This is a genomic window from Thiosulfatihalobacter marinus (assembly GCF_016019955.1).
In the GTDB taxonomy this organism is placed as follows: domain Bacteria; phylum Pseudomonadota; class Alphaproteobacteria; order Rhodobacterales; family Rhodobacteraceae; genus Shimia; species Shimia marinus_A.
Genome location: NZ_JAECRZ010000008.1, coordinates 86,436 through 106,017, shown reverse-complemented (window position 1 = coordinate 106,017; position 19,582 = coordinate 86,436). Strand labels below are relative to the sequence as shown.

Below are 19,582 nucleotides of genomic sequence, written 5' to 3'. Positions count from 1 at the left end.
ACACCATGACCGATACCACCCCCATCCGCCGCGCATTGATTTCCGTTTCCGACAAGACCGGGCTGATCGACCTGGGCAAGGCCCTGGCCGCGCGCGGGGTCGAGCTGTTGTCGACCGGCGGCAGCGCCAGGGCGCTGCGCGAGGCGGGGCTGGCGGTCAGGGATGTGTCCGAGGTAACGGGCTTTCCCGAGATGATGGACGGGCGGGTCAAGACCCTGCACCCCAAGGTGCATGGCGGGCTGCTGGCGCTGCGCGACAATGACGATCACGTGGCGGCGATGCACGAGCACGGGATCGGCGGGATCGACCTGTTGGTGGTGAACCTGTACCCGTTCGAGGCTACGGTGGCGGCGGGCGCCGATTATGACACCTGTATCGAGAATATCGATATCGGTGGCCCGGCAATGATCCGGGCGGCGGCCAAGAACGCCGCCTTCGTGAACGTGGTGGTGGATGTCGAGGATTACGACAGGTTGCTGGGCGACATGGATCAGCATGGTGGCGCGACCTGCGCCAGGTTCCGGCGCAAACTGGCGCAGAAAGCCTATGCGCGCACCGCGGCCTATGACGCGGCGGTAAGCAACTGGATGGCGGACCAGCTTGAGCTGGAGGCCCCCAAACGCCGCGCTTTCGCCGGAGAGCTGAAACAGACGCTGCGTTATGGCGAAAACAGTCATCAGAAGGCGGCGTTCTACACCGACGGCAGCAACCGCCCCGGCGTGGCGACGGCGGTGCAGCTTCAGGGCAAGGAACTGAGCTATAACAACATCAACGACACGGATGCGGCGTTTGAGCTGGTGGCCGAATTCGCCCCCGAAAATGGCCCGGCGGTGGCGATCATCAAACATGCCAACCCCTGCGGTGTCGCCGTGGGCGGGACGTTGGAAGAGGCCTATCAGAAGGCGTTTGACTGTGACCGCACCAGCGCCTTTGGCGGGATCGTGGCGATGAATCAGCCGCTGGATGCGGCGACCGCGGCGAAGATCACGCAGATATTCACCGAGGTGGTGATTGCGCCCGGTGCTTCGGACGAAGCCAGGGAAATCTTTGCCGCCAAGAAGAACCTGCGGCTGTTGCTGACCGATGGCCTGCCCGACCCGCGCAAACCCATCGTGGCCTACAAGCAGGTTGCGGGCGGGATGCTGGTGCAGGACAAGGACGTGGGCCATGTCGGGCTGGACGATCTGAAAGTCGTGACAAGGAAAGCCCCGGATGCGCAGGAAATGGCCGATCTTCTGTTTGCCTGGAAAGTGGCGAAACACGTCAAGTCGAACGCCATTGTCTATGTCAGGGACGGCGCCACCGTGGGCGTGGGCGCCGGGCAGATGAGCCGTTTGGACAGCGCCAATGTGGCCGCGGCCAAGGCCGGGCGCATGGCTGCGGAACTGGGGCTGGACGAGGTGCCCACCAAGGGCTGTGCCGTGGCGTCGGATGCGTTCTTTCCGTTCCCGGACGGGTTGCTGGAAGCGGCGGCAGCGGGCGGAAAATGTGTGATCCAGCCGGGTGGGTCCATGCGGGATGACGACGTGATCAAGGCCGCCGACGACGCCGGGCTGGCGATGGTCTTTACCGGAATGCGCCACTTCCGCCACTAGGGCGGGCTTGTGACGCATCGGGCAGTCCGGGCTGTGCCGGGCGGCCCGTTTCACGATACGCGCTAGCCCCTGAAAACAAGGGGGCGCGCAGGGCACAGCGAGGCAGAAAGGGGGCGCGGATGCGTCTGGTGTTTTGGGGAGGGTTCTGGGCGTTTCTGACGGATCAGGCCAGCAAGTACATTGTCGTGCACATGATGAATCTGCGCGAGCTGTTGTATATCGAGGTCTTGCCGCCACTGTTGCAGTTTCGGATGGGGTGGAATGACGGCATCAATTTCGGTCTGTTCGCCAACGGATCAGAGGCGGCGCGCTGGGTGCTGATCGCGATCGCGCTGGCGATCTGCGCCTTTGTGCTGATCTGGGTGCGGCGCGAGCCGCCGGGGCGCTGGGGCATGATCAGTGCCGGGCTGATGATCGGCGGGGCGCTGGGCAATGTGGCGGACCGGCTGTTATACGGTGCCGTTGCCGACTTTCTGAACATGTCCTGTTGCGGAATCGACAACCCTTTTGCGTTCAACCTGTCGGATGTCTGGGTGTTTGCGGGGGCGTTCGGGCTGATCATCTTTGGCGGCAGCAAAAGAGAGGCGTGACCTTGTCCGGAGTTTGCGATAAAGCTGGGCCTGTGAATGCAGGAGGGTTGCCATGCGCGTGTTGCGTGTGCTCATTTTGGGGTTGATTCCGTTGCTTGCCGCGTGCAGCACCGACAAGGGTTTGCACAACCTGACCAGCCAGGGAGAGGGGCCGGACGAGTTCATGATCCTTCCCGGCAAGCCTTTGACGCAGCCCAAGGATTACACCGCGTTGCCGACCCCGACTCCGGGGCAGGGCAATATCACGGATCAGAATCCCAAGGCCGACGCTGTGGTGGCGCTGGGCGGATCGCGCAAGGCGGTGGAAGACACTAGCGGCATCGGGCGTTCGGATGGGGCGCTGGTCAATTACGCATCGCGCAACGGGCGCCCGGCGGATATCCGCCAGCAGCTTGCGAACGAGGATGCCGAGTTTCGCCGCAAGAAATCGCGCCTGACCAATATCCGCATTGCCCGCACAGACCTGTACAACAAGGTCTACAAGCGCGAGGCGCTTGAGGAATATGCCGAATGGTGGCGCTGGCGTCAGGCCGGGGCGCGTACCCCTGCGGTTCCGCCGCCCAACTATTGAACATGCGTGGGCGCGCCCGCGTGATCTCACAAAACCGTAAGCCATCTTGCAGCGCCCGATGACGGGCGTATCTATCGTTGTGACATGGGATTTCAGGGAGGCACGGGGAATGGTGCGAATATTGGCCACCGCTTTGGCGCTGGGGCTGGCGGCGGCGCCGGCACTGGCCCGCGAGCAGGGTGCGGAGCAGGCGACAGAGCAGGTGACGGGGTTCACCCTGGATAACGGGTTGCAGGTGGTCGTGATCGAGGATCACCGCGCGCCGGTTGTCACCAACATGCTGTGGTACCGGGCAGGTTCGGCCGACGAGCGGCCCGGCGTATCCGGCGTGGCGCATTTCCTGGAGCATTTGCTTTTCAAGGGCACGGATACGCTTGAGCCGGGCGAGTTTTCGGCGACGGTGGCGGCCAATGGCGGTCGCGACAACGCATTCACCAGCTATGATTACACCGGCTATTATCAGCGTGTCGCGGCCGACCGGCTGGATCTGATGATGCAGATGGAAAGCGACCGGATGGTCAATCTGCGTCTGGATGCGGAAGACATCCTGACCGAGCGGGACGTGGTGATCGAGGAACGCAACCAGCGGGTGGAAAACAGCCCCGGCGCGCTGTTTCGCGAACAGATGGACGCGGTGCAGTATTTCAACCATCGCTACGGCGTGCCGGTGATCGGCTGGCGCCACGAGATGGAGGCGCTGACGCTGGATGATGCGCTGGCGTATTACAAAACCTATTACGCGCCCAACAACGCGACGCTGGTGGTGGCCGGCGATGTGGAGCCGGAGGCGGTGAAGGCGCTGGCGGAGAAGTATTATGGTGTGATCCCTGCCAATCCCGATCTGCCGGAACGGGTGCGGCCAAGCGAACCACCCCAGACCACGGAACGGCGCATGACCTATTCCGATCCGCGGGTGGCCCAACCCTATGTCACGCGCAGCTACCTGGCCCCCGAGCGCAACCCCGGCGATCAGCGACCGGCGGCGGCATTGACGCTGTTGGCCGAGGTTCTGGGCGGGTCGCAGACCTCGGTCCTGAACCAGGAGTTGCAGTTCCGGCGCAAGCAGGTGGTTTATGCCGGGGCCTGGTATAGTGGCGTTTCGCTGGACACGACCACGTTCAACCTGACCGTCGTGCCGGTGCCCGGCGTTGCGTTGGAAGAGGCCGAGGCGGCGCTGGACGAGACGCTTGCGGCGTTTATCGAAACCGGCGTGGATAGCGACCAGCTGGACCGGATCAAGATGCAGCTGCGTGCGTCGCAGATCTATGCCCGCGACGATGTGGAGCGCCTGGCGAACCGGTACGGGCGGGCGCTGAGTTCGGGGCTGACGGTGGCTGATATACAGGAGTGGCCGGAGATCCTGCAATCGGTGAGCGAAGAGGAAATCGTCGAGGCCGCGCGGACGGTATTCGACAAGCGCCGGTCCGTGACCGGCTGGCTTATGACCGAAGAGGAGGTGACGCAATGATCCGTTTTGCTTTGGTGATCGCGGGCTTTCTTGCCGCGCTGCCGGCCTGGGCCCAGACCGACATCAGGGAAGTGACCTCGCCCGGTGGCATCACCGCCTGGCTGGTCGAGGAGCCGTCGATCCCGTTCGTGGCGCTGGAACTGCGGTTCAGGGGCGGCACGTCGCTGGACGCGCCGGGCAAGCGCGGGGCGACCAGCCTGATGGTTGGGCTTCTGGAGGAAGGCGCGGGGGATCTGGATGCCCAGGGCTTTGCCCGCGCGACCGAGGCGCTGGCGGCGCAGTTCGGATTTGACGGGTCTGACGATGGCGTTTCGGTTTCGGCGCGTTTCCTGACGGAAAACCGGGACGAGGCGGTAGAGCTGTTGCGCCTGTCGCTTGTGGAGCCGCGATTTTCGCAGGTGGCGCTGGATCGGGTGAGGGCGCAGGTGCTGAGCGGAATCCGGTCGCGCGCGACCGACCCGGACAAGATTGCAGGCGCGCGGATGGACGCGTTGCTGTTTGGCGATCATCCCTATGGGTCGGACCCGGCGGGAACGATCGAGAGCGTGAGCGCGTTGACGCGTGAGGACATGATCGCCGCCCATCGCGGCGCGCTGGCGCGTGACCGGCTGTATGTGTCGGCGGTGGGGGATATTACCGCCGAAGACCTGGGGCCGTTGCTGGACCGGTTGTTGGGGGATCTGCCCGAGACGGGGGCGCCGATGCCCGCACCGGTGGCCCCGGGTTTCACCGGCGGGGTTGAGGTGGTGCAGTTTGACACGCCGCAATCGGTGGCGGTGTTCGCCCAGCCGGGGATGGATCAGGATGACCCGGATTTCTTTGCGGCCTATCTGTTGAACACGGTGCTGGGTGGTGGCGGGTTCAAGAGCAGGTTGATGAGCGAGGTGCGCGAGAAGCGGGGGCTGACTTATGGCGTCTATTCCTACCTGGTGCCCAAGGATCTGGCGAATCTGTACATGGGCAGCGTGTCATCGGCCAATGACCGGATCGGCGAGGCGATCGGGGTGATCCGTGCCGAATGGGCGCGGATGGCCGAAGCGGGCGTGACCGAGAAGGAGCTGGGGGATGCCAAGGCGTTGTTGACCGGGGCCTATCCGCTGCGATTTGACGGCAATGGTGCGATTGCGAGGATCCTTGTGGGGATGCAAGTGGACGGCATGCCCATCGATTACGCCGTGACCCGCAATGACCGGATGAATGCGGTGACGCTGGAGGACGTGAACCGTGTGGCGCGCGAGCTTCTGGATCCGGAGGCCATGATGTTCGTGGTCGTGGGCAAGCCCGAGGGGGTGTGAGGGGGCTTTGCCCCCGTCCCTGCGGGACTCCCCCAGGATATTTCAGGCCAAAAGAAGGCAGGGCGGTGCGATTGCGCCGCCCGGTTGTTATTCGCCGTAGGGGATCCAGATATTCTTGATCTCGGTGGCGGCTTGCAGGAAGGCGCGCCCCTCGCCCGCGGCAGCGAACCAGTCACGCGCGGCGCCATTGTTGACCCAGCTGCGTTTGAGGTTGAGCGCGCTTTCGCGTTCGATGGGTCTTGCGAGGTTGGTCGAGGAGAAGGACCAGACCGCATCGACATCCATGTGGCCGGCCAGAGGTTTGGCAAGGTCGGCATGGGCGCCGGTGAGGATGTTCACGACGCCGGCAGGAACGTCCGAGGTTTCCAGCACCTGGTAGAAATCGGTGGCGGCAAGCGGGAAGGGTTCGGAAGCGACAAGGACCGCGCGGTTGCCCATGGCGATGGCCGGGGCCATGAGGGACACCAGCCCGAGAAGTGGCGCGTCATCCGGGCAGAAGGCACCGATCACGCCCACAGGTTCCTTCATCGCCAGCGCGACACCGCGAATGGGCACGCCATGCGCCTGCCCGTCATATTTGTCGGCCCAGGCGGCATAGGTGAAGAGGCGCCGGATGGCGGTGTCCACTTCCTTGGCGCCGGAGCGGCCGCCGGTGAGGGCGTTGATGCGATGGGCGAATTCATCGCTGCGCGCCGACAGGTTCTCGGCGATGTAATAGAGGATCTGGGCGCGCAGGTGGCCGGTGGTGGCGGACCAGCCTTTGGCGGCCCCGGCGGCCTCGACGGCGTTGCGGATATCCTTGCGGTTGGCGATCGGGGCCTGCCCGAGGAGCGTGCCGTTGCGCCCATGGATGTTCTGGGAATAGCCACCATCGGGGCGGGTCTGTTTGCCGCCGATATAGAGCTTGGCGGTGCGGTCGAGCGGATCTGTGGGGCCCTTGTCACCCGGGAAAGCCGCGATGGGTTTGAGCGGTTTGGCGGTGCCCCTGGGTTTGGTGTAGGCCGACAGACCTTCCCAGCCGCCTTCGCGGCCATAACCGCTTTCGCGCAGGCCGCCAAAGCCGGCGGCGGCATCGAAGAGATTGGTGGCGTTGACCCAGACCACGCCCGCGGCCAGTTTCGGGGCCACATCCAGGGCGAGGTTGACGTTCTCGCTCCAGAGCGAGGCGGCCAGCCCGTAGCGGGTGTTGTTGGCCAGTGCGACGGCCTCGCCCGGGGTGCGGAACGTGGTGGCAACCAGAACCGGACCGAAGATTTCCTCTTGCATGAGGCGGGCCGAGGGGGCGAGGCCGGTGATCAGGGTGGGTGGATAGAAACAGCCCTCTGCCGGGATATCGACATTGGCGTGATAGGTTTGCCCTTCGGTGTTGGAGGCCACCATGTCGGTGATGGTTTGCAACTGTACGGGATCGACCACGGCGCCCACGTCGATACATTTGTCAAGCGGGTTGCCCAGGCGCAGCCCGTCCATGCGGGCCCTGAGCTTGTCATAGAAGCGGTTGGCGATGCCTTCCTGCACCAGAAGACGCGACCCGGCGCAGCAGACCTGGCCCTGGTTGAACCAGATGGCATCGACCAGCCCTTCGATGGCGCTGTCGATATCGGCATCGTCAAAGACGATATAGGGGGACTTGCCGCCCAGTTCGAGGGTCAGCGATTTGCCCGAGCCGGCAGTCGCGGTGCGGATGGCACGGCCCACATCGGTGGAGCCGGTAAAGGCGATCTTGTCGATGTCGTCATGCGCGGTGATCATCTCGCCCACGGCGCCGTCGCCGGTGACGATGTTGACCACCCCGGCGGGCAAGCCGGCCTGGGTGCAGATATCGGCAAACAGGAGCGCGGTGAGTGACGTGTATTCGGCGGGTTTCAACACCACCGTATTGCCCATGGCCAGCGCAGGGGCGATTTTCCATGCCAGCATCAGGAGCGGGAAGTTCCACGGGATGATCTGGCCGCAGACGCCGATGGCCTGTTGATCGGGCAGTTCGGCCTCTGCCAGTTGCGCCATGCCTGCGTGAAAATAGAAGTGGCGCTGGGCAAGGGGAATGTCGATGTCGCGGCTTTCGCGGATCGGCTTGCCATTGTCGAGCGTTTCCAGAACGGCGAACAGGCGGGCGTGTTTTTGCAGGAGGCGGGCAATGGCGTAAAGGTGCTTGGCGCGGCCATGACCGCCGAGCCTTTGCCATTTCGGCTGGGCCTTGCGGGCGGCGGCGACGGCGGCGTTGACCTCGTCCTGCGAGGCTTGGCTGAGGTCGGCGAGAGTTTCGCCATTGGCGGGGTTGCGCGACTGGAAGTCCTTGCGCGGCGCGGTCCATTGGCCGTCGATATACTGGCCAAAGGCGGCGCCCTGGTCGACGATCCAGGCAAGCGCGTCGGCGGCGGATTCAGGGGCGGGGCCATACTCCATGGTCTCGAAGATTTCCTTGATGGTCATAGGAGTCTCCAACTGCGGCTTAATTTCCTGAGTTTTCCAACCTTCTGTAGGTTCTGTGCAGCCCAGCGCATGTCATACTGCCAAGTGAAGAAGAGATCTCCTGACTTTCGAAGATCATCCTCGTGATGGTTCCAAATGTGTTCGGCAATTCGAGCAAGATGTGCCTCGCCGCCCAAGTCACGAAGTGCCTGCGACACCCATTCCTGCAAATCTGCTTTTGTACTCATATTAGTTCCTTCAGGCCATGGCGTGACGGTAAGAGGCCGAATAATGGCCGGTGACATGGTGTTCCAGCTGGCGTTCGATATCGCCCAGAAGGGACGAGGCGCCAAAGCGGAACATGTCGGGTTGCAACCAGCGGTCCCCCAGTTCGTCCTTCATCAGGGACAGATAGACCAGCGCGTCCTTCGCTTTGGAAATGCCGCCCGCGGGTTTGTATCCGACGCGATAGCCGGTGCGCTGATAATAGTCGCGGATGGCGCGGATCATCACCAGGCTGACGGGCAGGGTGGCGTTGACGCTTTCCTTGCCGGTGGATGTCTTGATGAAATCGGCCCCGGCCATCATGCACACCAGCGACGCGCGCGCGACATTGCGCAGGGTGCCAAGCTCGCCCGTGGCCAGGATGGCTTTGACATGCGCGTCGCCACAGGCCTCGCGAAACGCCTGCATCTCTTCAAACAGCGCCTGCCAGTTTCCCTGGAGCACATGGCGACGGGTGATCACGATGTCGATCTCCTCCGCCCCGGCTTTCACGCTCTCTCCGATCTCGGCCAGTCGCAGGTGAAACGGGGACAGGCCCGCCGGAAATCCGGTGGACACGGCGGCCACGGGAATGCCCGAGCCGTGCAGCGCGTCCACCGCGGTGGGCACCATGTCGTGATAAACGCAAACGGCCCCGGTGGTCAGCCCGGTCATGCCCAGCCTGTCAAGCAGACCCGCGCGCACCGGCTGGCGCGCCTTGGCGCATAGCCTGCGCACGCGTTCCTCGGTATCATCGCCCGCCAGCGTGGTCAGGTCGATACAAGCGATGGCGCGGCACAGCCAGGCGGCCTGATAGTCCTTCTTGACGGACCGGCGGCCCGGCAAGGTCATGGCGCGCCGTTCGATGGCCGAAGTATTGGCCTGCGCGCTGCGCACCCAATCCAGATCAAGCGCCATGCCGGGATTGCGTGGTTCCAATGCCGTGGGCAACTGGTGGCCCGTTTCGGTCATGCTGGGCGTCTGCATATGTCCATCCTGTGCGAAAAACAGGAGTCACCGTGTCACGCCACTTCGCGCTTTTCAAGCTGGCGCGTAAGGGAAACGCCACTTTTTTGACCATATGGTCAAGTCAAAGCGCGACATGCCGCACAACACGCCGGGTCCATTCTTCATTTTGCCAAAAATACTCACAGCCGCAGGCGACGGGCCATCGGCCCGTTACCCGGCTTCGGCTTTCGGCGCCGTAGCCTGCGTCAGCGCACGCCATGCGTCATATTGCGACAGATACACCCGGCCCGAAAGATCGGTCAGGAAATGACTGCGTTGCAGACGGTCCATCACCGGCCCCTTCACCTCGGAAAGATGCAGCGAAATGTCCATGTCGCGCAGGCGGCGGTTGATCTCTTCCAGGCTTTCCAGCGCGCTCATGTCCACCTCGTTCACGGCCGAACACATCAGCACCACATGCCGGATCGACGTGTCGCGGACCACGCGGTCATTGACGTAATCCTCAAGAAACCGGGCATTGGCGAAATACAGGCTTTCATCGATGCGCAGGGTGACGATGGCGGGATTGGTCTGCACTTTGTGGCGGATGATGTTGCGGAAATGCTGGCTGCCGGGAACCAGCCCGACCTCGGCAACATGCGGGCGCGAGGTCTTGTACAGGAACAGGCCGATGGACAGGATGACCCCGGCAGACACGCCCAGCTCAACGCCAAATCCCAGCGTCAGAAGGATGGTGGCGGCAACGGCGCAGAAGTCCACACGAGAGTAGCTCCAGGTGCGCGACAGGATCGAGAAGTCCACCAGCGACAACACGGCGACAATGATCGTGGCGGCCAGTGTCGCCTTTGGCAGGAAGAACAGGAGCGGGGTCAGCAGCAGGGCGGCCAGCGCGATGCCGATGGCGGTAAAGGCCCCGGCAGCCGGTGTTTCGGCCCCGGCGTCAAAATTCACAACCGACCGCGCAAAACCGCCCGTAACCGGATAACCCCCTGAAATTGCTGCGGCAATATTCGAGGCGCCAAGGCCGACAAGCTCCTGGTCGGGGACGATGCGCTGGCGTTTTCGGGAGGCGAGCGTTTGCGCGACAGAGACCGATTCGACAAAGCCGATGACCGAGATCAGCAGGGCGGACACAAACAGCGAAGACCAGACCTCGCCCGAGAAACCGGGCAGGGTCAGGGGCGGCAGCCCGGTGGGCACTTCGCCCACGATGCGCACGCCGCGATCCTGAAGGCCGAACAGCCAGACCGCCAGCGTTGTCAGGGCCACGGCCGCGACGGGGCCGGCCTTGGCCAGGATATCGGCAAGGCGCGGTGCGATGCCCATGTCCTGCAACAGCGGCTTCAGCCCCTTGCGCACCCAGAACAGAAAAGCCGTGGTGGCCACGCCGATCGCCAGTGTGATGAGGTTGGTTTCCGGGGCATGGGCGAACAGCGACATCACCATTTGGGTCAGGTTGTGGCCCTGCGCGTCGATGCCGAAAATATGCTTGAGCTGGCTTGTGGCGATCAGGATGCCCGAGGCGGTGATGAAGCCCGCAATCACCGGGTGTGACAGGAAATTGGCAAGGAATCCAAGACGAAAGATCCCCATCACCGTCAGGATCACACCCGAGATGAAGGCAAGCGTAATGGCGGCGGCGGCATATTCGGCGCTGCCTTGCAGCGCCAGGTTGCCGACGGCGGCGGCGGTCATCAGCGAGACCACCGCGACCGGCCCGACCGCCAGCGCGCGGGATGTGCCAAAGATCGCATAGGCGACCAGCGGCAGGATCGAGGCGTAAAGCCCCATCTCGGGTGGCAGACCGGCAAGCAGCGCGTAGGCCAAAGACTGCGGGATCAGCATGATCGTCACGATCACCGCCGCCACCATGTCGGAGGTCAGCGTATCGCGGTCATAGCTGCGCGACCATTTCAGGATCGGCAGGTGACGTTCCAGGCGGGCGCGGTCGGGTCGGGGAAGGGGCATGGGTGATTCCGGGGATGGCGCGGTTTTCCGGGCCTATATATTCAGAATTTAGAATAAGTAAAAGGGGGGACCGGCATGGACGGCACATAAAATGGCGAATCGGGTGAAAATTCGGGGTTAACGGTGCAATTCATGGCGCAAACACCGATCGGCTTTGCGTCGGCATCACGTCGGTATCGCGTCGGTATGGATTTGCCGTCGAGCCGGTTTAATGCAGCGTGCGGGCCGTTATGAGGATGGCAGGGGCCGGGGCCGTGGTTGACCTGTCGCCGGGGGCGGGTCAGAACGGCAGGGCAAAGGGAGGCGGGACGATGAAGCAGGACAATGGTGCATTGCGCCACGAGGCGGAAGCGATGTTTGGCGCGGCGGTACAACGGGCCGATCCGGCCAGCGCGGTGCGCGCGGAACTGGCGCGGGCGCCGCTGGATGCGCCACCCGAGGGCGGGCGGCTGATCGTGATCGCGCTGGGCAAGGCGGCGGTGCCGATGCTGGAGGCGGCGCTGGAGCGCGCGCAGGGGCCGGTAAAGGCGCTGGCGGTCACCAATCCGGAAAACATGCGGACGCTGGCCGGGGCCCAGGTGATTTGCGGTGCGCATCCCGAACCGGATGACAGCAGCGCGGCGGCGGGGCGGGCGATTGTCGAACTGCTGGACGGGGCCGGGGCGCGGGACCGGGTGCTGGCGCTGATTTCGGGCGGTGGCTCGGCGCTGGCGGTGGCCCCTGCACCGGGGCTGACGCTGGCGGACAAGCGGGCGGTGAACGCCCTGTTGCTGGCCAGCGGGCTTGAAATCAACGACATGAACCTGATCCGCCAGCAGCTTTCGAATCTGAAGGGCGGCGGCTGGCTGCGCCATGCGGCCCCGGCCCCGGTGCGGGCGCTGATCCTGTCGGATGTGATCGGGGACGATCTGCGCGCCATAGCCAGCGGGCCGACGGTGGCCCCGATCGGAACGCGGGCCGCGGCGCGGACGATGATGCAGGCGGCAGGGATCTGGGATGCGGCCCCCGAGGCGGTGCGGGCGCGTTTGTCGCAAGCGGCACCGGAACTGACCGGGGCACCGCAGGCACAGAACCGGTTGATCGGGTCGAACCGGCACTCGCTGGAGGCGATGCGGGCGGCGGCGCTGGCGCGTGGCTGGGCGGCGGAGGTGGTGTCGGATTGTCTGACAGGCGACGTGGCGGACGCGGCCAGTCAGGTGCTTGCGGCGGCGGCGGATGCGCCCAGGGACCGGGATGTGGCACTGTTGTGGGGCGGGGAAACCACGGTGCGGTTGCGCGGCGACGGGCTGGGCGGGCGCAATCAGGAACTGGCCCTGCGGGTGGCGCTGGGGGCCGGAGCGGCGCTGGGCGGGGGCTGGGTATTCCTGTCGGGGGGGACCGATGGGCGCGACGGGCCAACGGATGCGGCGGGCGGTGTCGTGGACGACGCGAGCGCGGCGCGGATCGCGGCGGCGGGCGGCGACGGAGCCGCGTTGCTGGAGAATAATGACAGTTACAAGGCGCTGGCGCTGGCGGGTGATCTGCTGATGACCGGCGGGACGGGCACCAATGTGGCCGACATGCAGGTTTTCCTGCGCCGTGCGTCCGGGTGAGACCCGTTTTCATAAAATGAAAACGGTCCGGAATTTTTGCAAAATTCCGTGCACTGGCCGGAGGATTCTGGGGCGTTGACCTGCGCGCGGATTGGCCTTTCAATCGGGGATTGGAGGTGGGCCATGGCGACGTTGGAAAGCATTCGGAGCAGGAGCGGCTGGCGGGATCTGGCCGAGGGTCAGGGGCAGCACCTGATCCTTGGGGTGTTCCTGATGGCCGGGGCGGCGTGGTTTCTTCAGGGGGAGGCCGGGGCGCGGCGGTTTTTGGGGATGGACAGCGTGACCTGGGCCTGGATTTCGATCGGGCTGGCGGTGGCCCATCAGGCCATGGTTGCCGTGGTGTTCCGGTTGCAGTTGCACACCGGGTTTATGACGCGCCTGTTTGGCGCGCGCGATTTGCGGGTGTGGGGCCGGATGTTCTTTCCGTTGCTGATCGCGCGCCCGGTGACGGTGCTGATCGTTGGCGTTCTGGACCGGGGCAGCCTGGGCGGGCCGGGATGGGCAAGCCTGGGGCTGGGGCTGGTTCTGTTGGTGCCGGCGGCCTATACGATGTATTGCGTGAAGCGGTATTTCAGTTTCGAACGGGCCTTGGGCGGGGATCATTTCCACGAGCGGTACCGGCGGATGCCGATCGTGCGGCAGGGCGCGTTCGGTTGGTCGCAGAACGCGATGTACACGTTCGGTTTCATGGGGTTATGGGCCATCGCGCTGATCTGTGGATCGTGGCAGGCGCTGATCGTGGCGGCGTTTCAGCACGCGTATATCTGGGTGCATATGTACACGGTCGAGGGGCCGGACATGCGGTGGCTGTATGGCGACGAGGCCCGCCCGGACTAGGCGCGCGCCTGGCGCGCCGCGCGGTTTCAGCCCGCGCTGATCTTCTCTGGCTTGGCCAGCCATTCCTTGCCGCGCAGCATCGCCTTCCAATAGACCGGCGGCAGGATCTGTTCCTTGAGGATCCAGGCGGCGCGGGTTGGCCGGGTGCCGTCGATCAGCCATGTCGGCAAGGACGGCAGCAGCGTGCCGCCATAGCCGAATTCGGCCAGCACGATCTTGCCGCGTTCCACGGTGAGCGGGCAGGAGCCGTAGCCGTTATAGATCGCGGTGGGCGATTTGCCCTGGATATCGTCGATCAGGTTTTCGGCCACCACGGGGGCCTGTACGCGGGCGGCGGCGGCGGTCTTGGCGTTGGGGGCGTTCATCACGTCCCCGAGTGACCAGATATTGTCATATGCCTTGTGGCGCAGCGTCGACTGGTCCACATCGATCCAGCCGCCTGCGTCGGCCAGCGGCGAGACCCGGATGAAATCCGGCGCGGTCTGGGGTGGGGTGACATGCATCATGTCGAACGGGACGGTGACGGTTTCGGGATTGGTTTCGGGCGCGGTGACGGTGAAGGTGGCGGTTTTGGCCGGGCCGTCCACGGCGACAAGGTTGTGATGGAAGTTCAGCGTCGCATCGTAGCGTTCGACATACTCCATCAGGGCGGGCACGTAATCCTTGACGCCAAAGAGCACGCCGCCGGCATTCATGAACTGCACATCGATATCGCCCAGCGTGCCCATACGCTCCCAGTTGCTGGCGGAGAGATACATCGCCTTTTGCGGCGCGCCGGCGCATTTGATCGGCATCGGCGGCTGGGTAAAGAGCGCGCGGCCCTGTGTGAGGCCCTTGACCAGTTCCCAGGTATAGGGCGCCAGATCGTAGCGGTAATTGGAGGTCACGCCGTTCTTGCCCAGCGTCTCGACCAGCCCGGAGATCGCGTTCCAGTCGAGCTTGAGGCCCGGGCACACGACGAGGCGGTTGTATTTCACCACCCGGCAGCCATCCAGGATCACCGCATTGTCGCCCGGCTCAAAAGCGGCGACGGCGGATTTGAGCCAGTGCACCCCTTTGGGGATCAGCGACCCCATGGTCTTGGCCGTGGTTTCGGCATCGAATATGCCGCCGCCGACCATGGTCCAGCCGGGTTGATAATAGTGGATATCGGCCGGGTCGATCAGGGCCACGTCCAGCCCCGGCTTGCGCGCCAGCAACGACGAGGCCACCGCGATACCCGCCGCGCCGCCCCCTACGATCACCACGTCAAACGCGGCATCCGCCGTGTCGGTGGGGGTCTTGCCGCCATTCACGATGCGGCGCACAACCCCGGCCATGTCATAGCCCGCCGATCTGGTGGCGGCGAGAATGTCGGCGGCGGACATGGTTCGGGCCTGCGACAGCGACCAGAGCGTGGCCGACCGGGTGCCGGTGCGACAATAGGCAAAGACCGGACCGGGCAATTCCAGCAGGGCGGTGCCGAATTCCTCGGCGTCTTCGTCACGCACCTTGCCCGCGACGACGGGCAGGTAGCGCGCTTCAAGCCCGGCGGCGCTGGCGGCGGTCTCGATCTCTTCGTAGGTGGGCTGATCGGCGGCTTCACCATCGGGACGGTTGCAGATGATCGAGCGGAACCCGGCGGCGGCGATGGCGGGCAGATCGTCGGCCACGATCTGGGGCGAAACCGAGATTTGCGCGGTAATGGTCTTGATCTGCATGGGCGGGATCCTTGGTTGGGCGATTGGCCGGGGCGGGCCGGGGCGGGGCATGTGGCAGAGGACATAGCCGCAAGCGCGCGCCGCGCCCATGTGAGAAAGGGTCGCGTATCGCGTATGATGTATTCGTAAACCTGAATAACTCAACGGCCGAATTGCCGCAGGCCGCGTTGACATTGGCGCGCGGGGGGGTGAAGCCTGTGGCGGACAACACGAGGCGGAGGCAGGCCATGAGCGGGCGTTGGGAATTCTGGATCGACCGGGGCGGGACGTTTACGGATATCGTGGCGCGCCGCCCGGATGGCGGGATCGAGACGCACAAGCTTTTGTCCGAGAACCCCGAACGTTATCGGGACGCTGCGGTGCAGGGCATTCGCGAGGTGATGGGGGTCGGCGACCGGTTTCCCCAAGGCGCGATCCGCGCGGTGAAGATGGGCACGACGGTGGCCACCAACGCGCTTTTGGAACGCAAGGGCGAGCGGGTTCTGCTGGTGATCACCAGTGGGTTTCGTGACCTGTTGCAGATCGGCTATCAGACCCGGCCCCGGCTGTTCGATCTGGAGATCAGGCGGCCCGATCTGCTTTATGAAGACGTGATCGAGATGGACGAGCGGCTGGATGCCGAAGGCGGCGTGGTGCGGGCGCTGGACGAGGCCCCGTTGCGCGGTGCGATGCAGGCCGGGTTTGACAGGGGCATCCGGGCAATTGCGATTGCCGGGCTGCACGCCTATCTGAACCCGGTGCACGAGGCACGCGCGGCGCGGATGGCGCGCGAGATCGGGTTCACGCAGATCAGCACCAGCCACGAGGTGAGCCAGCTGGCCAAGCTGGTGGGGCGCGGGGATACGACGGTGGTGGATGCCTATCTGTCGCCGATCCTGCGCCGCTATGTGGATCAGGTGGCCGGGGCGCTGGATCTGGGAACGGCGTGCGACCGGCTGATGTTCATGCAGTCCAATGGCGGGCTGACCGAGGCGCACCGCTTCCAGGGGCGCGACGCGATCCTGTCGGGGCCTGCGGGGGGCATCGTGGGTATGGTGGAGACCGGCGAAAAGGCCGGGTTTGACCGGCTGATCGGGTTTGACATGGGCGGAACATCCACGGATGTGAGCCATTATGCCGGGGAGTATGAACGCTCGTTCGAGACCGAGGTGGCGGGTGTGCGGATGCGCGCGCCGATGATGGATATTCACACGGTTGCCGCCGGGGGCGGATCGATCTGTACCTTCCGCGATGGCCGTTTTCAGGTGGGGCCGGAAAGCGCGGGCGCCGATCCGGGACCGGCCTGTTACCGGCGTGGCGGGCCGCTGGCGGTAACGGATTGCAACGTGATGCTGGGCAAGCTGAACCCGGATCATTTCCCGCATGTGTTCGGCCCCGAAGGGGATCAGCCGCTGGATGTGGCGGTGGTGCGCGCGCGGTTCGCCGCCATGGCCGAAGAGGTCTCGAAAGAGACCGAGGAGGCGCCGCGCAGCCCCGAGGAGATGGCCGAAGGGTTCCTGCGGATTGCCGTGGACAACATGGCCAATGCGATCAAGAAGATCAGCGTGCAGCGCGGGCATGACGTGACCGGATACACGCTGCAATGTTTTGGCGGCGCGGGCGGGCAACATGCCTGTCTGGTGGCCGATGCGCTGGGCATGAAGCGGGTGTTCGTGCACCCCTATGCGGGGGTTTTGTCGGCCTTTGGCATGGGGCTGGCGCAGATCACGGTGATGAAAGAGGCGCAGGTGGACGTGCCGCTGGCCGAGGCGGACAAGGCGCGTGCCATGGCCGATGAGCTGGCCGAGGCGGCCATGGGAGACGTGGCTGCGCAGGGGGCTGAAGAGGTGAGCGCGGTGCACCGGGTGCATCTGCGCTATGACGGGGCGCATGAGGCGATCCCGGTGGCTTTTGATACGGTTCATCAGGCACAGGCGGATTTTGAGGCGCGTCACAAGGAGCGGTACGGCTTTGTCTCGCCCGACCGCGAGATCATCATCGACATGGTGTCCGTCGAGGCGACGGGGGGCGGATCGGGCACGGTGGCCCCGATGGTGCCGGAGGGCGACGGCGCGCCCTTGGCCGAGATCGAGATGTATGCGGAAGGATCATGGCGCGACGTGGCGATGTATGACCGGGACCGGCTCGACACCGGGACGGTGGTCTCGGGGCCTGCGGTGATCAAGGAAAAGACAGGCACCAACGTGGTGGAACCGGGCTGGCAGGCGCGGGTCGATGGGCTTGGCAACCTGATCCTTGAGCGGGTCGAGGAAAAGGCGCGCGAGCGGGCGGCGGGCACGGATGTGGACCCGGTGTTGCTGGAGGTTTTCAACAATCTGTTCATGAGTGTCGCCGACCAGATGGGGGCGACGCTGGCGAACACGTCATGGAGTGTCAACATCAAGGAAAGGCTGGATTTTTCCTGTGCGATCTTTGACGGGAAAGGTGATCTTGTGGCCAACGCGCCGCATGTGCCGGTGCATCTGGGCAGCATGGCCGAGAGCATTCGTACGGTGATGCGTGAAAACGCGGGCGACATTCACGAGGGCGATGCGTTCATGTTGAACTCGCCCTATAATGGCGGCACGCATTTGCCGGATGTAACGGTGGTGACGCCGGTGTTTCACGGCGGCGCGGTGGTGTTCTGGCTGGGCTCGCGCGGGCATCACGCCGATATTGGCGGGCGCACACCGGGATCGGGGCCGCCGGACAGCACGCATATCGACCATGAGGGTGTGTTGATCGACAATGTGCGGCTGGTGAAGGCGGGCGTGTTGCAGGAAGCCGGGGCGCGGCGCGTGCTGGCCAGTGGCCTGTATCCGGCGCGCAATGCGGATCAGAACATGGCCGATCTCAAGGCGCAGGTGGCCGCGAACGAGACCGGGCGGCGGGCGTTGTTGAAGGTCGTGGATCAATACGGGCTGGAGGTGGTGCTGGCCTATATGGGGCATGTGCAGGACAATGCCGAGGAAAGCGTGCGCCGGGTGATTGATCGGCTGAAGGACGGGCAGTTTACCTATCCGATGGACCATGGCGCGCGGATCGAGGTGAAGGTTTCGGTGGATCGCGCGGCGCGCGAGGCGGTGATCGATTTCACCGGCACCAGCGCGCAGCACAGTGGCAATTACAACGCGCCGCTGGCCGTGTGCCGGGCGGTGGTGCTGTATGTGTTCCGCACCATGGTGGGGGCGGAGATACCGCTGAACGAAGGCTGTCTGAAGCCGCTGCGGATCGTGGTGCCGGACGGATCGATGCTGAACCCGACATACCCGGCGGCGGTGATCGCGGGAAATACCGAAGTGTCACAGGCCACCTGCAACGCAGTGTATGGCGCGCTGGGGGTGATGGCCTGTAGCCAGGCGACGATGAACAATTTCATCTGGGGCAACGACGATTTCCAGAATTACGAGACCATCGCCGGCGGCACGGGGGCCGGGCCGGGGTTTCATGGCTGTGACGCGGTGCAAAGCCACATGACCAACACCCGGATGACCGATCCGGAGATACTGGAGAAACGCTTTCCTGTGCGGCTGGAGGCGTTTGGTATCCGGGACGGCTCCGGCGGGGAGGGGCGCTGGCGCGGCGGCAACGGCGCGTTGCGCGCGATGCGGTTCCTGGCGCCGGTGACGGTGACGACGCTGTGTTCGCACCGGAAGGTTGCGCCGTTCGGCGTGGACGGCGGGGCGCCGGGCGCGGTGGGGGTGAACTGGGCCGAGATGCCGGACGGGACGCGGATTGACCTCAAGGGGTTTGACGAGATCGACCTGCCCGCGGGCGCGGTGTTTGGCATGGGCACGCCGGGGGGCGGGGGCTGGGGCGTGGCGGAATAGATTTGCAACAGTAGGTTCGCGCCCGCCCTGGGGGGGCGGGGCCCCTCTCGGCAGAATGGCGATGGCATTGGCCTGCCGGGGCGATGCGGGCGCGAGCCGGATCGCAAGCGATCCCGGGGGCATATCCTCTACCAGCGGCAGGTCAGGCCCGGGCCGTCGGGCAATTCCTGGCGCGGGAACATCAGCGTGAGACCCCCGAACTCTGCGCCGAAGCCGCCATTGGCCCACCCCCAGCGGCCATTTCCAAAGACCTCGTGCGCCGCGTCACAGGCCTTGCCGAAATAGAAGGTTTCGATGCCGCGCACGACGCGGCTGTTGGCGCCGGCCTCGACAAAGCGGGCCTTGGGGTACCGGCAGGTCAGGAGATAGCCGTTGGCATTGGCGGAGATGCGATAGTCGTCGCCCGCGCCGGAGACATAGAACACGTCTTCCTGTGCAAGCGCGGGGGAGGCGGTCAGAATCGCCGCAAGGGCGGTTCGGGCAATTGATGACATGGCACTCTCCCATGCGGA

13 protein-coding genes are annotated in these 19,582 nt (G+C 64.8%); 8 read left to right on the top strand and 5 right to left on the bottom strand.

Annotated features, from left to right (window positions below; translation table 11 throughout):
- Positions 1–5: 5 nt before the first annotated feature.
- From purH to I3253_RS13250, 5 genes are all read left to right on the top strand, one after another.
- Complete coding sequence (gene purH / locus I3253_RS13270; RefSeq protein ID WP_197918264.1) at positions 6–1,595, top strand: bifunctional phosphoribosylaminoimidazolecarboxamide formyltransferase/IMP cyclohydrolase; 1,590 nt, start codon at positions 6–8, stop codon at positions 1,593–1,595.
- 119 nt (positions 1,596–1,714) lie between these two features.
- The gene (lspA, locus tag I3253_RS13265) at positions 1,715–2,185 is read left to right on the top strand and encodes a signal peptidase II (RefSeq protein WP_197918263.1); all 471 of its coding nucleotides are present in this window, start codon (positions 1,715–1,717) and stop codon (positions 2,183–2,185) included.
- Between the two features lie 52 nt (positions 2,186–2,237).
- Entirely contained in the window at positions 2,238–2,756 is a 519-nt protein-coding gene (locus I3253_RS13260) for a DUF3035 domain-containing protein (RefSeq protein ID WP_197918262.1), read from the top strand.
- A 109-nt stretch (positions 2,757–2,865) separates the two neighbouring features.
- Positions 2,866–4,224, top strand: a complete 1,359-nt coding sequence (locus tag I3253_RS13255) for a M16 family metallopeptidase (protein WP_197918261.1) — start codon at positions 2,866–2,868, stop codon at positions 4,222–4,224.
- The gene (locus I3253_RS13250) at positions 4,221–5,519 is read left to right on the top strand and encodes a M16 family metallopeptidase (protein WP_197918260.1); all 1,299 of its coding nucleotides are present in this window, start codon (positions 4,221–4,223) and stop codon (positions 5,517–5,519) included. Before I3253_RS13255 ends, I3253_RS13250 begins: the two co-directional genes overlap by 4 nt.
- An 87-nt stretch (positions 5,520–5,606) precedes the next feature.
- Here the strand turns inward: I3253_RS13250 and I3253_RS13245 are convergent, their stop codons facing one another.
- From I3253_RS13245 to I3253_RS13230, 3 genes are all read right to left on the bottom strand, one after another.
- Positions 5,607–7,952, bottom strand: a complete 2,346-nt coding sequence (locus I3253_RS13245; protein WP_197918259.1) for an aldehyde dehydrogenase family protein — start codon at positions 7,950–7,952, stop codon at positions 5,607–5,609.
- 237 nt (positions 7,953–8,189) lie between these two features.
- Positions 8,190–9,182, bottom strand: a complete 993-nt coding sequence (deoC, locus tag I3253_RS13235; protein WP_197918256.1) for a deoxyribose-phosphate aldolase — start codon at positions 9,180–9,182, stop codon at positions 8,190–8,192.
- Between the two features lie 192 nt (positions 9,183–9,374).
- Complete coding sequence (locus tag I3253_RS13230; protein WP_197918254.1) at positions 9,375–11,132, bottom strand: SulP family inorganic anion transporter; 1,758 nt, start codon at positions 11,130–11,132, stop codon at positions 9,375–9,377.
- A gap of 311 nt (positions 11,133–11,443) precedes the next feature.
- Here I3253_RS13230 and I3253_RS13225 point away from each other — a divergent pair, with 311 nt between their 5' ends.
- On the top strand, positions 11,444–12,724 hold the full coding sequence (locus I3253_RS13225; protein ID WP_197918251.1) for a glycerate kinase type-2 family protein: 1,281 nt from the start codon (positions 11,444–11,446) through the stop codon (positions 12,722–12,724).
- Positions 12,725–12,847: 123 nt separating this feature from the next.
- On the top strand, positions 12,848–13,561 hold the full coding sequence (locus I3253_RS13220) for a methyltransferase (protein WP_197918249.1): 714 nt from the start codon (positions 12,848–12,850) through the stop codon (positions 13,559–13,561).
- A gap of 26 nt (positions 13,562–13,587) precedes the next feature.
- Here the strand turns inward: I3253_RS13220 and I3253_RS13215 are convergent, their stop codons facing one another.
- The gene (locus I3253_RS13215; RefSeq protein ID WP_197918247.1) at positions 13,588–15,261 is read right to left on the bottom strand and encodes a bifunctional protein tyrosine phosphatase family protein/NAD(P)/FAD-dependent oxidoreductase; all 1,674 of its coding nucleotides are present in this window, start codon (positions 15,259–15,261) and stop codon (positions 13,588–13,590) included.
- A gap of 227 nt (positions 15,262–15,488) precedes the next feature.
- On the opposite strand from I3253_RS13215, the gene I3253_RS13210 reads away from it, so the two are divergent.
- Positions 15,489–19,070: a hydantoinase B/oxoprolinase family protein gene (locus I3253_RS13210; RefSeq protein ID WP_197918239.1), complete on the top strand. Its 3,582-nt coding sequence runs from the start codon at positions 15,489–15,491 to the stop codon at positions 19,068–19,070.
- Positions 19,071–19,198: 128 nt separating this feature from the next.
- On the opposite strand, the gene I3253_RS13205 is transcribed toward I3253_RS13210, so the two are convergent.
- Positions 19,199–19,564, bottom strand: coding sequence for a hypothetical protein (locus tag I3253_RS13205; RefSeq protein ID WP_197918237.1), 366 nt, complete (start codon positions 19,562–19,564; stop codon positions 19,199–19,201).
- Positions 19,565–19,582 lie beyond the last annotated feature (18 nt).